General features: G+C 75.7%; 13 protein-coding genes. 11 read left to right on the top strand and 2 right to left on the bottom strand.

What is annotated here, in order from left to right:
- The first annotated feature begins 184 nt into the window (after positions 1-184).
- The 6 genes from CHF16_RS01515 (at position 185) to CHF16_RS01540 (ending at position 7,584) form a co-directional block, all read left to right on the top strand.
- On the top strand, positions 185-2,251 hold the full coding sequence (locus tag CHF16_RS01515) for a peptidoglycan DD-metalloendopeptidase family protein (RefSeq protein WP_089324036.1): 2,067 nt from the start codon (positions 185-187) through the stop codon (positions 2,249-2,251).
- 10 nt (positions 2,252-2,261) lie between these two features.
- The gene (locus CHF16_RS01520; RefSeq protein WP_089324037.1) at positions 2,262-3,122 is read left to right on the top strand and encodes a hypothetical protein; all 861 of its coding nucleotides are present in this window, start codon (positions 2,262-2,264) and stop codon (positions 3,120-3,122) included.
- A complete protein-coding gene (locus CHF16_RS01525; RefSeq protein ID WP_089324038.1) occupies positions 3,119-4,630 on the top strand; it encodes an NADH-quinone oxidoreductase subunit NuoF family protein in 1,512 nt (503 codons plus the stop codon). Before CHF16_RS01520 ends, CHF16_RS01525 begins: the two co-directional genes overlap by 4 nt.
- Positions 4,631-4,773: 143 nt before the next feature.
- Positions 4,774-5,388, top strand: a complete 615-nt coding sequence (locus CHF16_RS01530) for a DUF4142 domain-containing protein (protein ID WP_089324039.1) — start codon at positions 4,774-4,776, stop codon at positions 5,386-5,388.
- A 37-nt stretch (positions 5,389-5,425) separates the two neighbouring features.
- On the top strand, positions 5,426-6,790 hold the full coding sequence (locus tag CHF16_RS01535; RefSeq protein WP_089324040.1) for a DUF1996 domain-containing protein: 1,365 nt from the start codon (positions 5,426-5,428) through the stop codon (positions 6,788-6,790).
- Positions 6,791-6,924: 134 nt separating this feature from the next.
- A complete protein-coding gene (locus CHF16_RS01540) occupies positions 6,925-7,584 on the top strand; it encodes an NAD(P)H-binding protein (RefSeq protein WP_089324041.1) in 660 nt (219 codons plus the stop codon).
- A gap of 32 nt (positions 7,585-7,616) precedes the next feature.
- Here the strand turns inward: CHF16_RS01540 and CHF16_RS01545 are convergent, their stop codons facing one another.
- Positions 7,617-9,419: an AMP-dependent synthetase/ligase gene (locus tag CHF16_RS01545; protein WP_089324042.1), complete on the bottom strand. Its 1,803-nt coding sequence runs from the start codon at positions 9,417-9,419 to the stop codon at positions 7,617-7,619.
- 194 nt (positions 9,420-9,613) lie between these two features.
- Between CHF16_RS01545 and CHF16_RS01550 the strand changes: the two genes are divergently transcribed.
- From CHF16_RS01550 to CHF16_RS01570, 5 genes are all read left to right on the top strand, one after another.
- On the top strand, positions 9,614-10,309 hold the full coding sequence (locus tag CHF16_RS01550; protein WP_089324043.1) for a copper homeostasis protein CutC: 696 nt from the start codon (positions 9,614-9,616) through the stop codon (positions 10,307-10,309).
- A 53-nt stretch (positions 10,310-10,362) separates the two neighbouring features.
- The gene (locus CHF16_RS01555) at positions 10,363-11,130 is read left to right on the top strand and encodes a metallophosphoesterase family protein (RefSeq protein ID WP_089324278.1); all 768 of its coding nucleotides are present in this window, start codon (positions 10,363-10,365) and stop codon (positions 11,128-11,130) included.
- 63 nt (positions 11,131-11,193) lie between these two features.
- Complete coding sequence (locus CHF16_RS01560; protein ID WP_089324044.1) at positions 11,194-11,628, top strand: SRPBCC family protein; 435 nt, start codon at positions 11,194-11,196, stop codon at positions 11,626-11,628.
- A 291-nt stretch (positions 11,629-11,919) separates the two neighbouring features.
- Entirely contained in the window at positions 11,920-12,888 is a 969-nt protein-coding gene (locus CHF16_RS01565; protein ID WP_089324045.1) for an ROK family glucokinase, read from the top strand.
- Positions 12,889-12,891: 3 nt separating this feature from the next.
- Positions 12,892-13,629: an endonuclease/exonuclease/phosphatase family protein gene (locus CHF16_RS01570; protein ID WP_089324046.1), complete on the top strand. Its 738-nt coding sequence runs from the start codon at positions 12,892-12,894 to the stop codon at positions 13,627-13,629.
- A gap of 39 nt (positions 13,630-13,668) precedes the next feature.
- Here the strand turns inward: CHF16_RS01570 and CHF16_RS01575 are convergent, their stop codons facing one another.
- The gene (locus CHF16_RS01575) at positions 13,669-14,580 is read right to left on the bottom strand and encodes a hypothetical protein (protein WP_089324047.1); all 912 of its coding nucleotides are present in this window, start codon (positions 14,578-14,580) and stop codon (positions 13,669-13,671) included.
- Between the last annotated feature and the right edge of the window lie 48 nt (positions 14,581-14,628).

Genomic DNA, 14,628 nt, shown 5'->3' on the forward strand with positions numbered 1-14,628 from the left:
GCGTATGCTCCCGGAGTGATCGGGCGGGTTCGCCGAGAATCCGTCCGGGGAACGCGGTGGGAGCGAGCGGGCTCCCGCACCGCGGACCCGTGATGTCTCAGCGGAACCGCCGCCGGGCCCCAGGCCCGGCGGTGCGGAGCCACCGGCGTTCGCCGAGCCCTCCGTCTCCTCCACAGGAGAGGGCATGGCGCGACGCGATAACGGGCATGCGTCCCGGGGCGACACGCATGTTTCATCGTGGGCGGAAGCGCCCGCGCGCCCCTCAGCGAGACCGGCGTCCGGTCAGGCGCGCTGGTCCGGTGAGCCGCAGTGGCCCGAGGGGTCCTGGTGGTCGGAGCAGCCGGACTGGTTCGAGCGCGGGCGCAAGGCGGCCCGCCGCGAATCCGGCCGGCGTGAGGCGAAGCGGCGCGAGGCCAGGGCCCGCGCGCGGCGCGAGACGGAGGAGCGGCCGGAGCCGCCCGCCAAGCGGCGCGAGGCGCCCGCCGAACGGCGCGAGCCGTCCGCGCGGCGGCGCGAGGCGCCCGCGAAGCGGCGCGACGGGCGCACCGACCCGTTCGCGGTGCGCAACAAGGGCTCCGGCCGGCCCGATCCCTTCGAGGCCCGCAACCGGCGCACCGCCCGCCCGTCCGAGTCCCGCGCGACCCGGAAGGACATCCCGACGGTGCGCCCGGGCGCGCGCACCGCTCCGCCCGCCGCACCACCCGCCCCGCCGGCTCCCCAGCCCGCGCCGCGGCCCGCCGAGCGCGACGCCCGCACGGCGCAGTTCGACGCGCGGGACGCCCGCGACGCGCGGACGACCGGGTTCGACGCACGTGACGCGCGCACGGCGCGCCCCGCGCGCGACGCGCGGACGGCCCGGTTCGACGCGCGGTCCGAGGGGGCCGCGCGGCCCCGGCGCCCGGAGCGGCGGCCCGCCGAGCGGCGGCGCCCGGAGCGGGGACGGCCCGAGCGGCGGCCGCCGCGGTCCGGGCCGAAGGCGCGGCCGCGCCGCGGCCGGCGGCAGAGCGACCGGCTCGGCATCGGCGCGATCGTGCTGTCCACCGCCGTCGGGCTGTCCCTGCTCGGCATCGCCGAGCGGGCCCTCCTGGACGGCGGGCCGCTCGGCGGCGCTTCCGGGCCGGTCGGCTCGCAGCGCGCGATCCAGCCGCCGAAGCAGGGCGCGGACGCGCCCGGGCAGCCCCGGCGGCCGGCCGGGCAGCCCGCCGAGGACGGCGGGACCGGCCCGGCGGCGGACGGCCCGAGCCTGCGGGTGCTCGCCGCGCAGGTCCGCGAGCTGACCCTGAGCGAGCGCGGCGCCGCCGCCCGGCAGGCCTACGGCGCGGCTCCGACGCAGCCGCCGATCGTCGGCGCCACCCGGACGAGCGCCGACCGGACCTGGGTGTTCGGCACGACCGCGATCCCCGTCCCCGAGTCCAGCGCCGCGAACCCGGAGGTCGCGTTCTACGCGGCGCACTGGACCGGGCGGCGGTGGCAGGTCGGGCTGTCCGGCACCGCCGCGTTCGCCACGCTGACCGCCGGCATGCCGGGGGCCGTGATGCCGGCGGCCGAAGGCGAGATGCTGCGCGAGTACGGGACGGTCACCGCCGGCGGGGCCGCCGCGCTCGTCAACGGCACCCGGGCCGGCGACCGGCTGATGCTGCCGTGGAAGATCGGCCAGGTCTGGTCGATGACGACCTCGGACGGCTCCGCCCGCCCGCTGGCCTCGCTCGCGTTCTCCGGCGGCGACGGCCGCGTCGTCGCCGCCGCCAAGGGCCGGCTCTACCGGTTCTGCGGCAACGCGTCCGGCAACGCGATGGTGATGCTGGTCCACCCGAGCGGCGTCGCGACGACCTACTACCGGCTGCGGAACGTGACCCGGCTGCGCGACGGCGCCGTCGTCGCGCAGGGCGCCGTGCTCGGGAGCACCGGCACCGAGCGGCCCTGCGGCGGCGCGGCGGCGCCGCGCGCCGAGGTCGGGTTCGGGCTGCGCGGCGGCACCGGGACCGTGCCGCTGGACGGCGCGCAGGTCGGCGGCTGGACGTTCCGCGAGCGGGCCAAGCCGCTGCTCGGGTTCGCCGAGCGCGGCGCCCTGCAGGTGCTCCCCGGGGGCCTGATGGCCAACCTCGGCCCCGTCCCGGCGGCGGAGGAGGAGCCCGCGCCGCCGTCACCGTCCCCCAGCCCCTCGCCGGAGGACGGCGCAGGAACGGCCGCCGCCCCGGCGGCGGCCGCAACCGAGAACAGGAGTCCGAACGGTGCGAACTCGCAGCAGTGATGATCCCGCGGTGCCCACCTGGGTGCTGCGCGTCGTGCTCGCCGGCGCGGTGCTGGTGCTCGTCGGCGCGGCGACCCCGCCGGGAGCGGTCGCGGTCGCGAACGTGCAGTACTTCCTCAACTTCTACGCCGGGGTGTTCGCGCTCGTCTCCTACACCACCGCCGTGATGTGCGGGCTCCTCGCCACCGAGCGGCTGATCCTGAAGATCCGGCACCGGGTGCTCGCGCAGGCGGTGCACCGCGCCGCCGCCGTGGTGGCGACCGCGATGCTCGTCGCGCACGTCTCGGTGAAGGTGATGAACGGGCTGGCGCTGCCGGTGCAGGTCGTCGTCCCCGACGGCGGCGCCGTCGGCCTCGGCACGATCGCGGCCGAGCTGATGATCCTCGTCCTCGTCACCGGGATGGTGCGGGCCCGGTTCGCGGTCCGCGGCAAGACCTGGATGTGGCGGTCGGCGCACGTGCTCGCCTACATCGCCTGGCCAATGGCGATCGTGCACGGCCTCATCACCGGCCGGTCCGCGGCGAACTGGGTGGTGCTCAGCTACGTCATGAGCGTGGTGCTGGTCGTGCTGGCCCTGGTCACCCGCATGATCGTGGTGATCAAGCCGCGGGAGCTGCCGCGCGCGGGCGCCGAGATCGACCCGTTCGGGGTGCCGGACGGCGCCGGGCGCGCCCGCGACCGGCGCGCGATGGCGGGCCTCGAGCGCGAGGAGGGGCGCGCCGCGGCGGCCGCCCGCGACCTCGGCGGGCGCGACTTCGGCGGGCGCGACTTCGGCGAGCGGGACGACTACGACGACCCGCGCCGCACCACCCGGGACCCGCGCGGCATGCCGCTCACCGGGCCCGGCCGTGACACCGAGGTCCTGCGATGACCTCGACGGTCACCGTCTCGGGCATCGGCGGCCCCCGCCTGACGCTCGGGTTCGACCGGTTCGACCGGCTCGACATCGACCGGCACCTGGCGGTGCACGGCAAGCTGCGCGCCCCCGGGCTGGACGAGCTGATCCGCATGGCCGAGCAGGTCGACCTGCGGGGGCGCGGCGGCGCCGGGTTCCCGTTCGCGCGCAAGCTGATGGCGGTCGCGGCGCGGATCAAGCACCCCACCGCCGACCAGACCGCGCTGCTGCCCGGCGAGCGGGCCGACGAGCGCGGCTCCAGCGAGAACGTCGTCGTGGTCGTGAACGGCGCCGAGGGCGAGCCCGGCAGCGCCAAGGACAAGGTGCTGCTCGGCCGGGCCCCGCACCTGGTCCTGGACGGCGCCCAGATCGCCGCGTCCGCGCTCGGCACGCAGCGGATCGTCGTGGCCGTCGAGGACGACGAGGCGGCCCGCTCGGTCCGCGCCGCGATCAGCGAGCGGCGGATGCCGGCCCGCGTGGTGCGGCTGACCGAGCGGTTCATCTCCGGGGAGAGCGGCGCGGTGATCCGCGCGATCAACGGGGAGACGCCGATCCCTCCGGGCGTCAAGGTCCGCGCGTCCGACTCGGGGGTGGACGGCTTCCCGACGCTGCTGTCCAACACCGAGACGTTCGCGCAGCTCGCGGTGCTGGTCTCGCTCGGCTCGGACCTGTACGCCTCCGCCGGGACGGAGGAGGAGCCGGGCACCACGCTCCTCACGATCGGCGGCACCCAGGTGGTGGAGGTGCCGCTCGGCACGCCGTTGCAGACCGTCCTCGACCACTGCCAGGTGCCGCCGTCGCCGGGCGTGCTCGTCGGCGGGTACCACGGGATGTGGCTCGGCCCCGCCGGGGTGGCGCGGGCCGTGCTGTCGCGGGCCGGGATGCGGCGCGTCGGCGGGACGGTCGGCGCGGGCATCATCCTCCCGCTCACCCAGGGCACCTGCCCGCTCGGCGAGGTCACCCGCATCGCGTCCTACCTCGCGGCGCAGTCCGCCGGGCAGTGCGGCCCGTGCCGGCTGGGGCTGCCGGACGTCGTCCGGTCGCTGAACGCGCTGACGGAGGGCGCCGGGACGGTGGAGGACGTGCGCCGCGCCGCCGGGGTGGGCCGCGGCCGCGGCGCCTGCACCCACCCGGACGGGACGGCGAAGTTCGTGCTGTCGGCGCTGGAGGCGTTCGGCGCCGACATCGACGCGCACCGCTGGGGCGGCGGCTGCGGCCTGTCCACCTACGGCGTGCTGCCGCTGCCGGTGCCGGACGGCTCCGAGGGCCGGGTGGCGATCGACTGGAGCCGCTGCGACGGGCACGGGCTGTGCGCCTACCTCGTCCCCGAACTGATCCAGCTCGACCGGTACGGCTTTCCCGTGGTGCTCGGCACCGACATCCCGGAATGGCTGGAGAAGGACGTGCAGAAGGCCGTCGCGATGTGCCCGGCATTGGCGCTCCGCGTCGTCGACGGCGTCCCGGGGGCGTCCTCGCGGCGATGAATTGCGGAGGTGCGGAAAAAGTGACATCTGCCGGACACGGTTGAACCCGGCGCCGGTGCGGTGCGTATTCACGGGCGGACCCGCGCCGCGTCCGTCGAGAGATCCCGAGAGGAGGAACAGGAACCTTGAGGAAATCCTACGGAATGGCTGGGGCGCGCAGGCTCCCGCGCCTGCGCAAGGGGCGCCTGCTGCTGGTGCTGGCGGCCGTGGCCGCCGTCGGCGCGGCCTTCGCGGTCGTGCTGAACCCGGTCGGCGTGCCCGCCAGCGGCGCGGCCAACCTGGGCGGCACCGTGCAGACCAAGTGGGGGCCGATGAGCACCCTCGACCGGCAGCTGCTGGTCAAGGTCCGGCAGGCCGGCCTGTGGGAGATACCCGCCGGCCAGCAGGCGCAGCAGCGCGCCCGGGCGCCCCGCGTGCGGCAGGTCGCCGAGATCATCTGGCAGCAGCACGTCCAGTTGGACGCCGACACCCGCGCCACCGCCGAGAAGCTCGGCGTGCTGGTGCCGAACGAGCCGAGCGGAAGCCAGAAGAGCTGGCTCCGGGAGATGTCCGGCAAGTTCGGCGGCGACTACGACAAGACCTTCGTGCTGCGGCTGCGCGCCGCGCACGGCCAGGTCTTCGCGGTCATCGCCAAAGTGCGCGCGCAGTCGGAGAACTCGGTGATCCGCGCGTTCGCCGAGCGGGCGATGAAATTCGTCAATACGCACATGTCGCTGCTGGAGAGCACCGGCCTGGTGCCCCGGCGGGCCCTGCACTGATCTGAAATTCCCACCCCCGCAGAGGGAGACCTTTTCCATGGGACGAAAGAAGAAAGCGTTCGCCGTGCTGGTCCCGGCGCTCGCCCTCATCGCGACCGCGTGCCAGGAGACCCCGGGCGCGGCCGGGCCCTACGGCCCGGCCACGACCAAGGCGGCCAATCCCGCCGCCTATCCCGGGGCACCGGCCGAGGGCAACGGCATCCCCAACCTCCACGGCCACGGAACCCGGCCCACGTACGGCACCGGCGGCCAGCAGAACGGCGGCCAGCCCACCGGGGAGCCGACCGGCGACCCGACCGGCGATCCGACCGGCGACCCGGCCGACCCGGCCGACCCGCCTACCGGCGAGCCCACCGACCCGCCTGCGGACCAGCCCACGGGCGAGCCCACCGACCCGCCCACCGACGTGCCGATGGGCGAGCCCACCGACGGCATGGGCGGCGGCGGCCAGGACGGAGACCAGGGCGACGGCGGGGACCAGGGCGAGCAGCCGCCCCCCAACCCGGAACTGCGCGCCGACCAGTTCGTCGACATCCGCAAGGCGCCCCGCGTCCGGCAGCCGCGCCGCACGCGGCAGGCGTCCACCGGCGTGTTCTCGTCCAACTGCGGCGTGAACGAGGGCCAGGCGCACAGCAACCCCGACAACGTCCTGGCGGCGCCCGGCGTCGTGAACGGCGCGCACCACATCCACGACTACGTCGGGAACCTCGACACGAACGCGTTCTCCACCGACGAGACGTTCGCCGCCGCCGGCACGACGTGCACCAACGGCGACAAGTCGGCCTACTTCTGGCCGGTGATCCGGCTGCGCGACGGCCAGGACACCTCCGACCGGGCGGAGCAGAGCACCGCGGACGGCAACGTCGGCAGCATCGTCACCCCGTCCAGCGTGAAGCTGCAGTTCATGGGCAACCCGCGCAGCAAGGTCGTGGCGGCGCCGCGGTTCATCCGCATCGCCACCGGTGACGCCAAGGCCGTGACCAACGGGCTCAAGAACGCCCACGCGTCCTGGACGTGCAGCGGCTTCGAAAACCGGGCGTTCACCGACAAGTACCCGCTGTGCCCGCGGGGCAGCAAGGTCCTGCGCGTGCTGAACTTCCCCGGCTGCTGGGACGGCCAGAACACCGACAGCGCCAACCACCGCGACCACGTCGCCTTCGCCGACCAGCGGACCGGCGCGTGCCCGCAGGGCTTCCAGGCCATCCCGCAGCTGCGGATGACGCTGGCCTACAACGTGCCCGCCAAGCCCCTCGCCTTCGCCCTGGACAGCTTCCCCGAGTCGGGCCACGACCCGGTGACCGACCACGGCGACTTCATCAACGTGATGGACGACGGGCTCATGCGGCAGGCGGTCAACGCCATCAACAAGGGCGCGCGCACCACGGGCAAGCGCCGGCGCTGACGCCGCGCCCCGCGCCCGGGAAGCCCGGAACGCGGGGGAGCGGTCCGGAACGCGGCCGGTGGGGGCGGGGCCTCACCGGCCGCGTCCGCGCGCCCGTCCGCGCTCCCGGGGGCCGGGCGGCCTACGATCGCGGCATGGACATTGTGATCGCGGGCGGGCACGGGCAGATCGCGCTGCGGCTGTCCCGGCTGCTGGCCGCACGGGGGGACACCGTACGCAGCATCATCCGCAATCCCGCGCACGCGGACGACGTCCGGGAGACCGGCGCCGAACCGGTCGTGTGCGACCTGGAGGCCGCGGACGCCGACGAGGTCGCCGGGCTCATCGCCGGCGCGGACGCCGTCGTGTTCGCCGCCGGGGCGGGGCCCGGCAGCGGCGCGGCCCGCAAGTTCACCGTCGACCGCGACGCGTCGGTGCTGATGGCCGACGCCGCCGAGCGCGCGGGCGTGCGCGACTTCGTGCAGATCTCCGCGATGGGCGCGGGCGAGAAGGCCGCCCCGGGGCGCGGCGAGGTGTGGGACGCCTACATCCGGGCCAAGGGCGAGGCCGAGGACGACCTGCGCGACCGCGACGCCCTCGACTGGGTGATCGTGCGCCCCGGCCGGCTCACCGACGACCCCGGCACCGGGCTCGTCCGGCTGGAGGAGCCGCCGATCGGGCACGGCGCGGTCACCCGCGACGACGTCGCGGCGGTCGTCGCGGCGCTGCTCGACGCGCCCGACGTCCGCCGCCGCACGCTCGACCTGCTGAACGGCGGGACCCCGGTCCGGGACGCCGTCGCCTCACTGCGCTGAGAGCGGCGCCGCCCCGCTGCGAGGCGTCGGGATCACGAGGCGTAGAGCGCGTCGATCTCGTCGGCGAAGTCCTTCATCACCACGTTGCGCTTCACCTTCAGGCTGGGCGTCATGTGCCCGGCCTCCTCGGTGAAGTCGACGCCGAGGATGACGTACTTCTTGATCGCCTCGGCGTGGCTGACCGACTTGTTGGCCTCGGCGACCGCGGCCTCGACCTCGGCGATGACGTCGGGGTCGCGGCGCAGGTCGTCGATCCCCATCGACGCGGGCTTGCCGTGCCGCTCCTTCCACGGCCCGAGCGCCTCCTCGTCCAGCGTGACGAGGGCGCTGATGAACTTGCGGCCGTCGCCGACGACGAGGCACTGGCTGATCAGCGGGTGCGCGCGGAGCCGGTCCTCCAGCGGGGCGGGCGCGACGTTCTTGCCGGCCGCGGTGACGAGGATCTCCTTCTTGCGGCCGGTGATCCGCAGGAAGCCGTCCTCGTCGAGGGAGCCGAGGTCGCCGGTGTGGAACCAGCCGTCCTCCAGCGCCTCCTTGGTGGCGGCCTCGTTGTTCCAGTAGCCGCGCAGGACGTTGACGCCGCGGACGAGGACCTCGCCGTCCTCGGCGATGCGCAGGTCCACGCCCGGGATCGGCCGGCCCACCGTGCCGATCTTGATGGCGGTGGGCCGGTTCACGCTGGCGGGCGCGGTCGTCTCGGTGAGGCCGTAGCCCTCCAGGATCGTGATGCCGACGCCGCGGAAGAAGTGCCCGAGGCGCTCGCCCAGCGCCGCGCCGCCCGACACCGCGTACTGCACCCGGCCGCCGACGGCGGCGCGCAGCTTGCCGTACACCAGCACGTCGAACAGCTTGTGCCGGGCCTTGAGGACGAGGCCGGGGCCGCCCGCGTCCAGCGCCCGGCTGTAGGCGATCGCGGTCTCGGCCGCGGCCTTGAAGATCTTGCCCTTGCCCTCCGCGGCGGCCTTCTGCTCGGCGCCGTTGTAGACCTTCTCGAACACGCGCGGGACGGCGAGCAGGAACGTCGGCCGGAACGAGGCGAGGTCGGGCAGCAGGTTCGGGATGTCGCTGTGCCCGAGGACGATGCCGCCCTCGATCGTCGCGACCTGGATCAGCCGCGCGAACACGTGCGCGAGCGGCAGGAACAGCAGCGTGGAGCTGCCCTCGACGGCCACCTCGGCGATGGCGCCCTGCACCGCGTTCCGCGCGGTCGAGACGAGGTTGCCGTGGGTGAGCTCGCAGCCCTTGGGGCGCCCGGTGGTGCCGGAGGTGTACACGAGCGTGGCGACGTCGCCGGCGGTGCGCGACCGGCGGCGCTCCTCGACCACGTCGTCGCCCACGCCGGCGCCGAGCCGGACGACCTCCTCGACGCCGCCCTCGTCGATCGTCCACACGTGCGCGAGGCCGGGCAGCCGGTCGCGGACCTCGGCGACGCGCGCGGCGTGCTCGGGCGTCTCGGCGAACACGGCCTTCGCACCGGAGTCGCCGACGATCCACTCGATCTGCTCGGCGGAGGAGGTCTCGTAGATGGGGACGGACACGGCGCCCGCCGCCCAGACGGCGTAGTCGAGGACGGTCCACTCGTAGCGGGTCCGCGACAGCAGGCACACCCGGTCGCCGGGCTCGACGCCCGCGGCGACCAGGCCCTTGGCGGCCGCCGCGGCCTCGGCCGCGAACTCGGCCGCCGTCACGGCGCTCCAGGCGTCCCCCGCATCCGTGCCGCTCCTGCGCCGCGCCACGATCGTGCCGGGCTGCTCGGCGGCACGGGTGAAGGGCGCGTCGGTCAGATTGGCGGAGTCGGGAACCTCCACCATCGCGGGGACGCTGAAGTCGCGCACTGCCCACTCCTGTCGTCGGTCTGCCAGTCGGCGGGAAGTCTCCGGAGGCTTCTCGCACCCGAATGATACCCATGAGTAGCAATTTCGCCGGTTCAACGGCACGGCAAAGAACGCGCCGTCGCCCGTGGCGCCCGGGGCGGCGTCGCCTACGCTGGTCCCCGGTCGCACTACGCAGGCGGTTCCGGGGGAGGGCCATGTCGCTGCTGGAAGTGATCGCGCTCACCGTGGACGACGCGCGCGCGGCGGAGGAGGGCGGCGCCGACCGGATCGAGGTCGTCGCCGACATGGCCGCCGACGGGCTGACCCCCGACCCGGACCTCGTCGCCGCGATGCGGGACGCCACCGCGCTGCCGATGCGGGTGATGCTGCGGGCCAACGCGGGCTTCCGCACGACCGGCGCCGAGCTGGACCGGCTCCGGCGCGCCGCCGCCGACCTGGCCGCCGCGGGCGCGGACGGCTTCGTGCTCGGCTTCCTCGACTCCGCCGGCCACGTCGACGCCGCCGCCACCGGCAAGCTCGCGGCCGTCGCCGCCCCGCTGCCCTGGACGTTCCACCGCGCGCTCGACCACGCCGCCGACCCCGTCCAGGCGTGGCGGGCCGTCCGCCACCTCGGCGGCGGCCTCGACACCGTCCTCACCGCGGGCGCGGCGCGCGGCGTGGACGCCGGGGTGGACGTGCTGGTCCGGCGCGCCGCCGAGGCCCCGGACGCAGCCGGAATGATCATGGCCGGGGGCGGGCTGCGCCGCAAGCACGTCGCGGTGCTCGCCGCCGCCGGGATCACCGCGTTCCACGTCGGTACCGCCGTCCGCCCGGACGGCGCCTGGGACCTGCCCGTCGACCCGGCGCTCGTGCGGGAGTGGCGGTCGCTGGTGTCCGCCGCGACCCGCTGACCGGCCCGACCCCGCTCGTTCTGCTGGACGGTCCGTCCTATTACAGTCGGTTCATGAGGATCCACGTGGTGAGCGACGTCCACGGCCGCGCGGACGCCCTGGCGGGCGCGGCGGACGGCGCCGACGCCCTCGTCTGCCTGGGCGACCTGATCCTGTTCATCGACTACCAGGACCACGCGCAGGGGATCTTCGCCGACCTGTTCGGCCAGGAGAACGCCGACCGCTTCATCGCGCTGCGCACCGAGAAGCGCTTCGACGAGGCCCGCGCCTTCTCCCGGGGGCTGTGGGCGTCGCTGGAGGGCGACGCGTGGCCGCACATCGAGCGCGCCGTCGACCGGCAGTACGCCGAGCTGTTCGCCGCGATGCCCGCCCCCGCGTACCTGACCTACGGCAACGTCGACGTCCCCCGCATGTGGGCCGCGCACCTGCGCGACGGGCACCACGTCCTCGACGGGGAGACCACCGAGATCGGCGGGCTGCGGTTCGGGTTCGTCGGCGGCGGCCTCCGCACCGAGTACCGCACTCCCTACGAGCTCGACGACGAGACGTTCGCCGCCAAGGTCGCGGCGGTCGGCGAGGTCGACGTGCTGTGCTCGCACATCCCGCCCGCCGTCCCCGAACTGCTCTACGACACGGTGGCGCGCCGGTTAGAGCGGGGCAGCGAGGCGATCCTGGACCTGATCCGCCGCACGCAGCCGCGGTACGCGCTCTTCGGGCACGTCCACCAGCCGCTCGCGAGCCGGATCCGCGTCGGCCGCACCGAATGCCTGAACGTCGGGCACTTCCGCGCACGCGGCGTTCCGTACGTCCTGACCGTGTGACGGATACCGTCGTCACGACGGCGGGTCCGGGCGCGGGCCCGCGACGCCAGGAGGGAGACGGACATGGCCGACCGCACGCGTTCCGCCATCACGATCAAGGCCGGCAAGGCCGAGATCATGGGGGTGATCGCCGACCTGGAGGCGTACCCGCGGTGGGCGAGCGGGATCCGGGAGTTCACCGTGCAGGAGACCGGCGAGAACGGCCGCGCGCTGCGCGGGCGGCTGACCTTCGACGGCGGCCCCTTCAGCGACACCGTCGGGCTCGCCTACACCTGGGAGGGCGACGACCGGGTCAGCTGGGAGCTGGTCGAGCCGGGCACGGTCGTCACCGGCCTGCACGGCACCTACGCCCTCGCCGAGGAGGACGGCGCCACCGAGGTGACCTACGAGCTCGCCGTGGACGTCCGCATCCCGATGATCGGCATGGTGAAGCGCAAGGGCGAGAAGCGGATCATCGACTCCGCCCTCAAGGGCCTCAAGCGCCACGTCGAGCGCTGACCCGGGCGCCCGGCCGGGCGCCGCGCCCGCCGCGCCGGCGCGTGCCGCGCGGCGCCCGCCGGGTTCGCCGATTCCGTGCGCGCCCGCGGCGGGGGATGATGGAGGCGGCGCCGGGGGATGGGACCGTGCCAAAGCGCCGGGCCCGGGTCCCCGCAGGCGTCGATCCGCCCGCGGGCGGGTACGTCCGACCGGTCGGGAGGGCCCGGCCGGGTGGAGCCGTGCCCGGCCCGCCGGCATCGGGTAGTGCGGCAGTGGCTCCATCCGGGGCGCGCGAGGAGGAGGAAGCGTTACATGGCCCTGACCATCGGCGTGGATGTGGGCGGCACCAAGGTGGCCGCGGGGGTCGTCGACGACCGGGGGACGATCCTGGAGAAGGTCCGCCGGCCGACTCCCTCGACGAACCCGAAGGAGACCGCCGAGACCATCGCCGAGGTCGTCGACCTGCTGAAGGGCAAGTACGACGAGGTGTCGGCCGTCGGCCTCGGCACCGCGGGCTTCGTCGACGAGGCACGCTCCACCGTGCTGTTCGCGCCGAACCTCGCCTGGCGGGACGAGCCGATCAAGGAGAAGGTCGAGACGCTGGTCGGCCTGCCCGTCGTCGTGGAGAACGACGGCAACGCGACCGCGTGGGGCGAGGCCCGCTTCGGCGCCGGGCGCGGCGAGGACATCCTCGTCCTGGTGGCGCTCGGCACCGGCATCGGCGGCGGCATCATCATCAACGGCGAGCTGTACCGGGGCCGGTTCGGCATCGGCGCCGAGATGGGGCACTTCCGGGTCGTCCCGGACGGGCGCCGCTGCGGCTGCGGCAACCGCGGCTGCTGGGAGCAGTACGCCAGCGGCAACGCCCTCGTGCACGAGGCCCGCGACCTCGCCCGGGTGGCGCCCGCGATGGCGGGGCGGCTGCTGGAGCTCGGCGGCGGGCGCCCGGAGGGCATCAGCGGCCCCGAGGTGTCGCAGGCGGCCCGCGAGGGCGACAAGGCCGCCCTGGAGTGCTTCCGCACCATCGCGCACTGGGCCGGCCAGGGCCTCGCCGACCTCAGCGCCATCCTGGACCCGGGCGCGTTCATCATCGGCGGCGGCCTGTCCGACGCGGGCGACCTCCTCCTCGACCCGATCCGCGACGCGTTCGGCGACGCGCTGACCGGACGCGGCCACCGTCCGCTGCCGGACATCCGGATCGCCGAGCTGGGCTCCGCGGCGGGCATCGTCGGCGCCGCCGACCTCGCCCGCGTCCGGCCCGCCCGGGACGCGGCCGTCTAGACCGTGCCCGGCGGTGAAGGCGCGGCCGGGAGCGGGGGCCCGGTCGCCGTCCGGCTGGTGAGCTACAACATCCGGTCGCTGCGCGACGACGCGGCGGCCGTGGCCCGCGTCGTGCGCGGCGCCGGGCCGGACGTGCTGTGCCTGCAGGAGGTCCCGCGCTTCCGGGCGTGGCGGCTGCGGCGGCGCCGGCTGGCGCGGGCCTGCGGGCTGCGGATCGCGGCGGGACGGCGGGCCTGCGGGCTCGCCGTCCTCACCGCCCCGCACGTCCGCCGCGTCGCGCGCGAGTTCCACCTGCTCACCCCGGACAAGGGCCTGCACCGGCGCGCGCTGGCGATCGCCGTGCTGGAGGCGGGCGGCGCCCGGCTGATCGCGGCGAGCACCCATCTCGACCTGGAGCCCGGCCCGCGCGAGCGCCACGTCCACGAGATCCTCGCCCACCTCGACCGGGCGCGCGCCCGCCACGGCGCGCCCGTGGTGCTGGCGGGCGACGTCAACGAGGAACCGGGCGGCGCCGCCTGGGACCTGCTCGCCGGCCGGTTCCGGGACGCCGGTGCGGTGGCCCGCGCCGGCGGGGAGCTCACCTTCCCGTCCCGGAACCCGTCCCGCCGCATCGACGGGGTCTTCGCCGACCCCGCGATCGGGGTGGCGGCGTGCGGCGTCCCCGAGGACGAGGCCCTCGCCCGCGACTACCCGGCCGCCACCGACCACCGGCCGGTCCTGGCCGACCTCCGCCTCGGCTAGCGGGGATCCCCGGACGAGCGCCCGCCCGACGGCGGCCCGTCAGACGATGGCGCCGTCGTCGGGGTCGCGGGGTTCGTCGCCCATCCGCAGGACGAGCGTGACGAAGCCGCCGATGAACGCGGCGACGGCGAGGAAGGCGGCCCAGCCGGGCACCTCCCAGTCGAGGATGACGGTGACGAGCAGGTACAGCGGCCCGCCGATCAGCGCGATCCAGGCGCCCTTGGTGAGCGGGTCGGCGGCCGGCAGCGGGGGAGGGGGCGGCGGGACGTAGTGCCCCTCCTCGTCGTCGTCCGCGGGGAACTCCGGCGGCTCCGGCGACTTGATCACGCGGGCGCGGGGCAGCCGCCCGGTGCGGTCGTCGCCCTCCTCCGGGGGCGCCGGCGGGTCGCCGGCGGGATCGCGGATGTCCTCCTGGTCCGGCCAGGGGACGTCGTCGCCCTCCGGGGCGGTGTCGAAGCCGGCGACGATCTCGGCCCAGATGGCGTCCTCGTCGCGCTCGGCGGTGCCGCCCGCGTCCGTGCCGGCGGCCCCGGCGGGGTCGGCGAGACCGGTCTCGGCGCGCTCGGCCTTCTCCGCGCGCTCCGTCTTCTCGGCGCGGTCGGCCTTGTCGGCGCGCTCGCCCGCCTGGTCGGCGCGGTCGGCGGGCTCCGCCGCCTCCGCGCGGTCGGCGTCGGAGCCGCGGGCGGACGCCTCGCGCAGCCGGGCCAGGTGGACGCGCAGGATGCCCTCGGCGGTGGGCTTCATGTCGACGTCCACGTACAGCCGGTCGAGGACGTCGCCCGCGACCGGCTCGGCGGGGCCGGCGAGCTCGGGCGGCCCGCCCGGCGAGGTCGCGTAGGCGGCCACCCCGGCCTCGCCGAGCGCGGCCAGCATCGCGTCGGCCAGATGCGGGGCGAGGTCGACCAGCGGGGCGTAGGTGTCGGCCGACAGGCCGTTGCCACGGCGATTCACGGGGCCGGCTCCTTCGACGACTCCGGCGTGACCGTCGGCACCGGCATG

The organism is Actinomadura meyerae (genome assembly GCF_900188445.1).
In the GTDB taxonomy this organism is placed as follows: domain Bacteria; phylum Actinomycetota; class Actinomycetes; order Streptosporangiales; family Streptosporangiaceae; genus Spirillospora; species Spirillospora meyerae.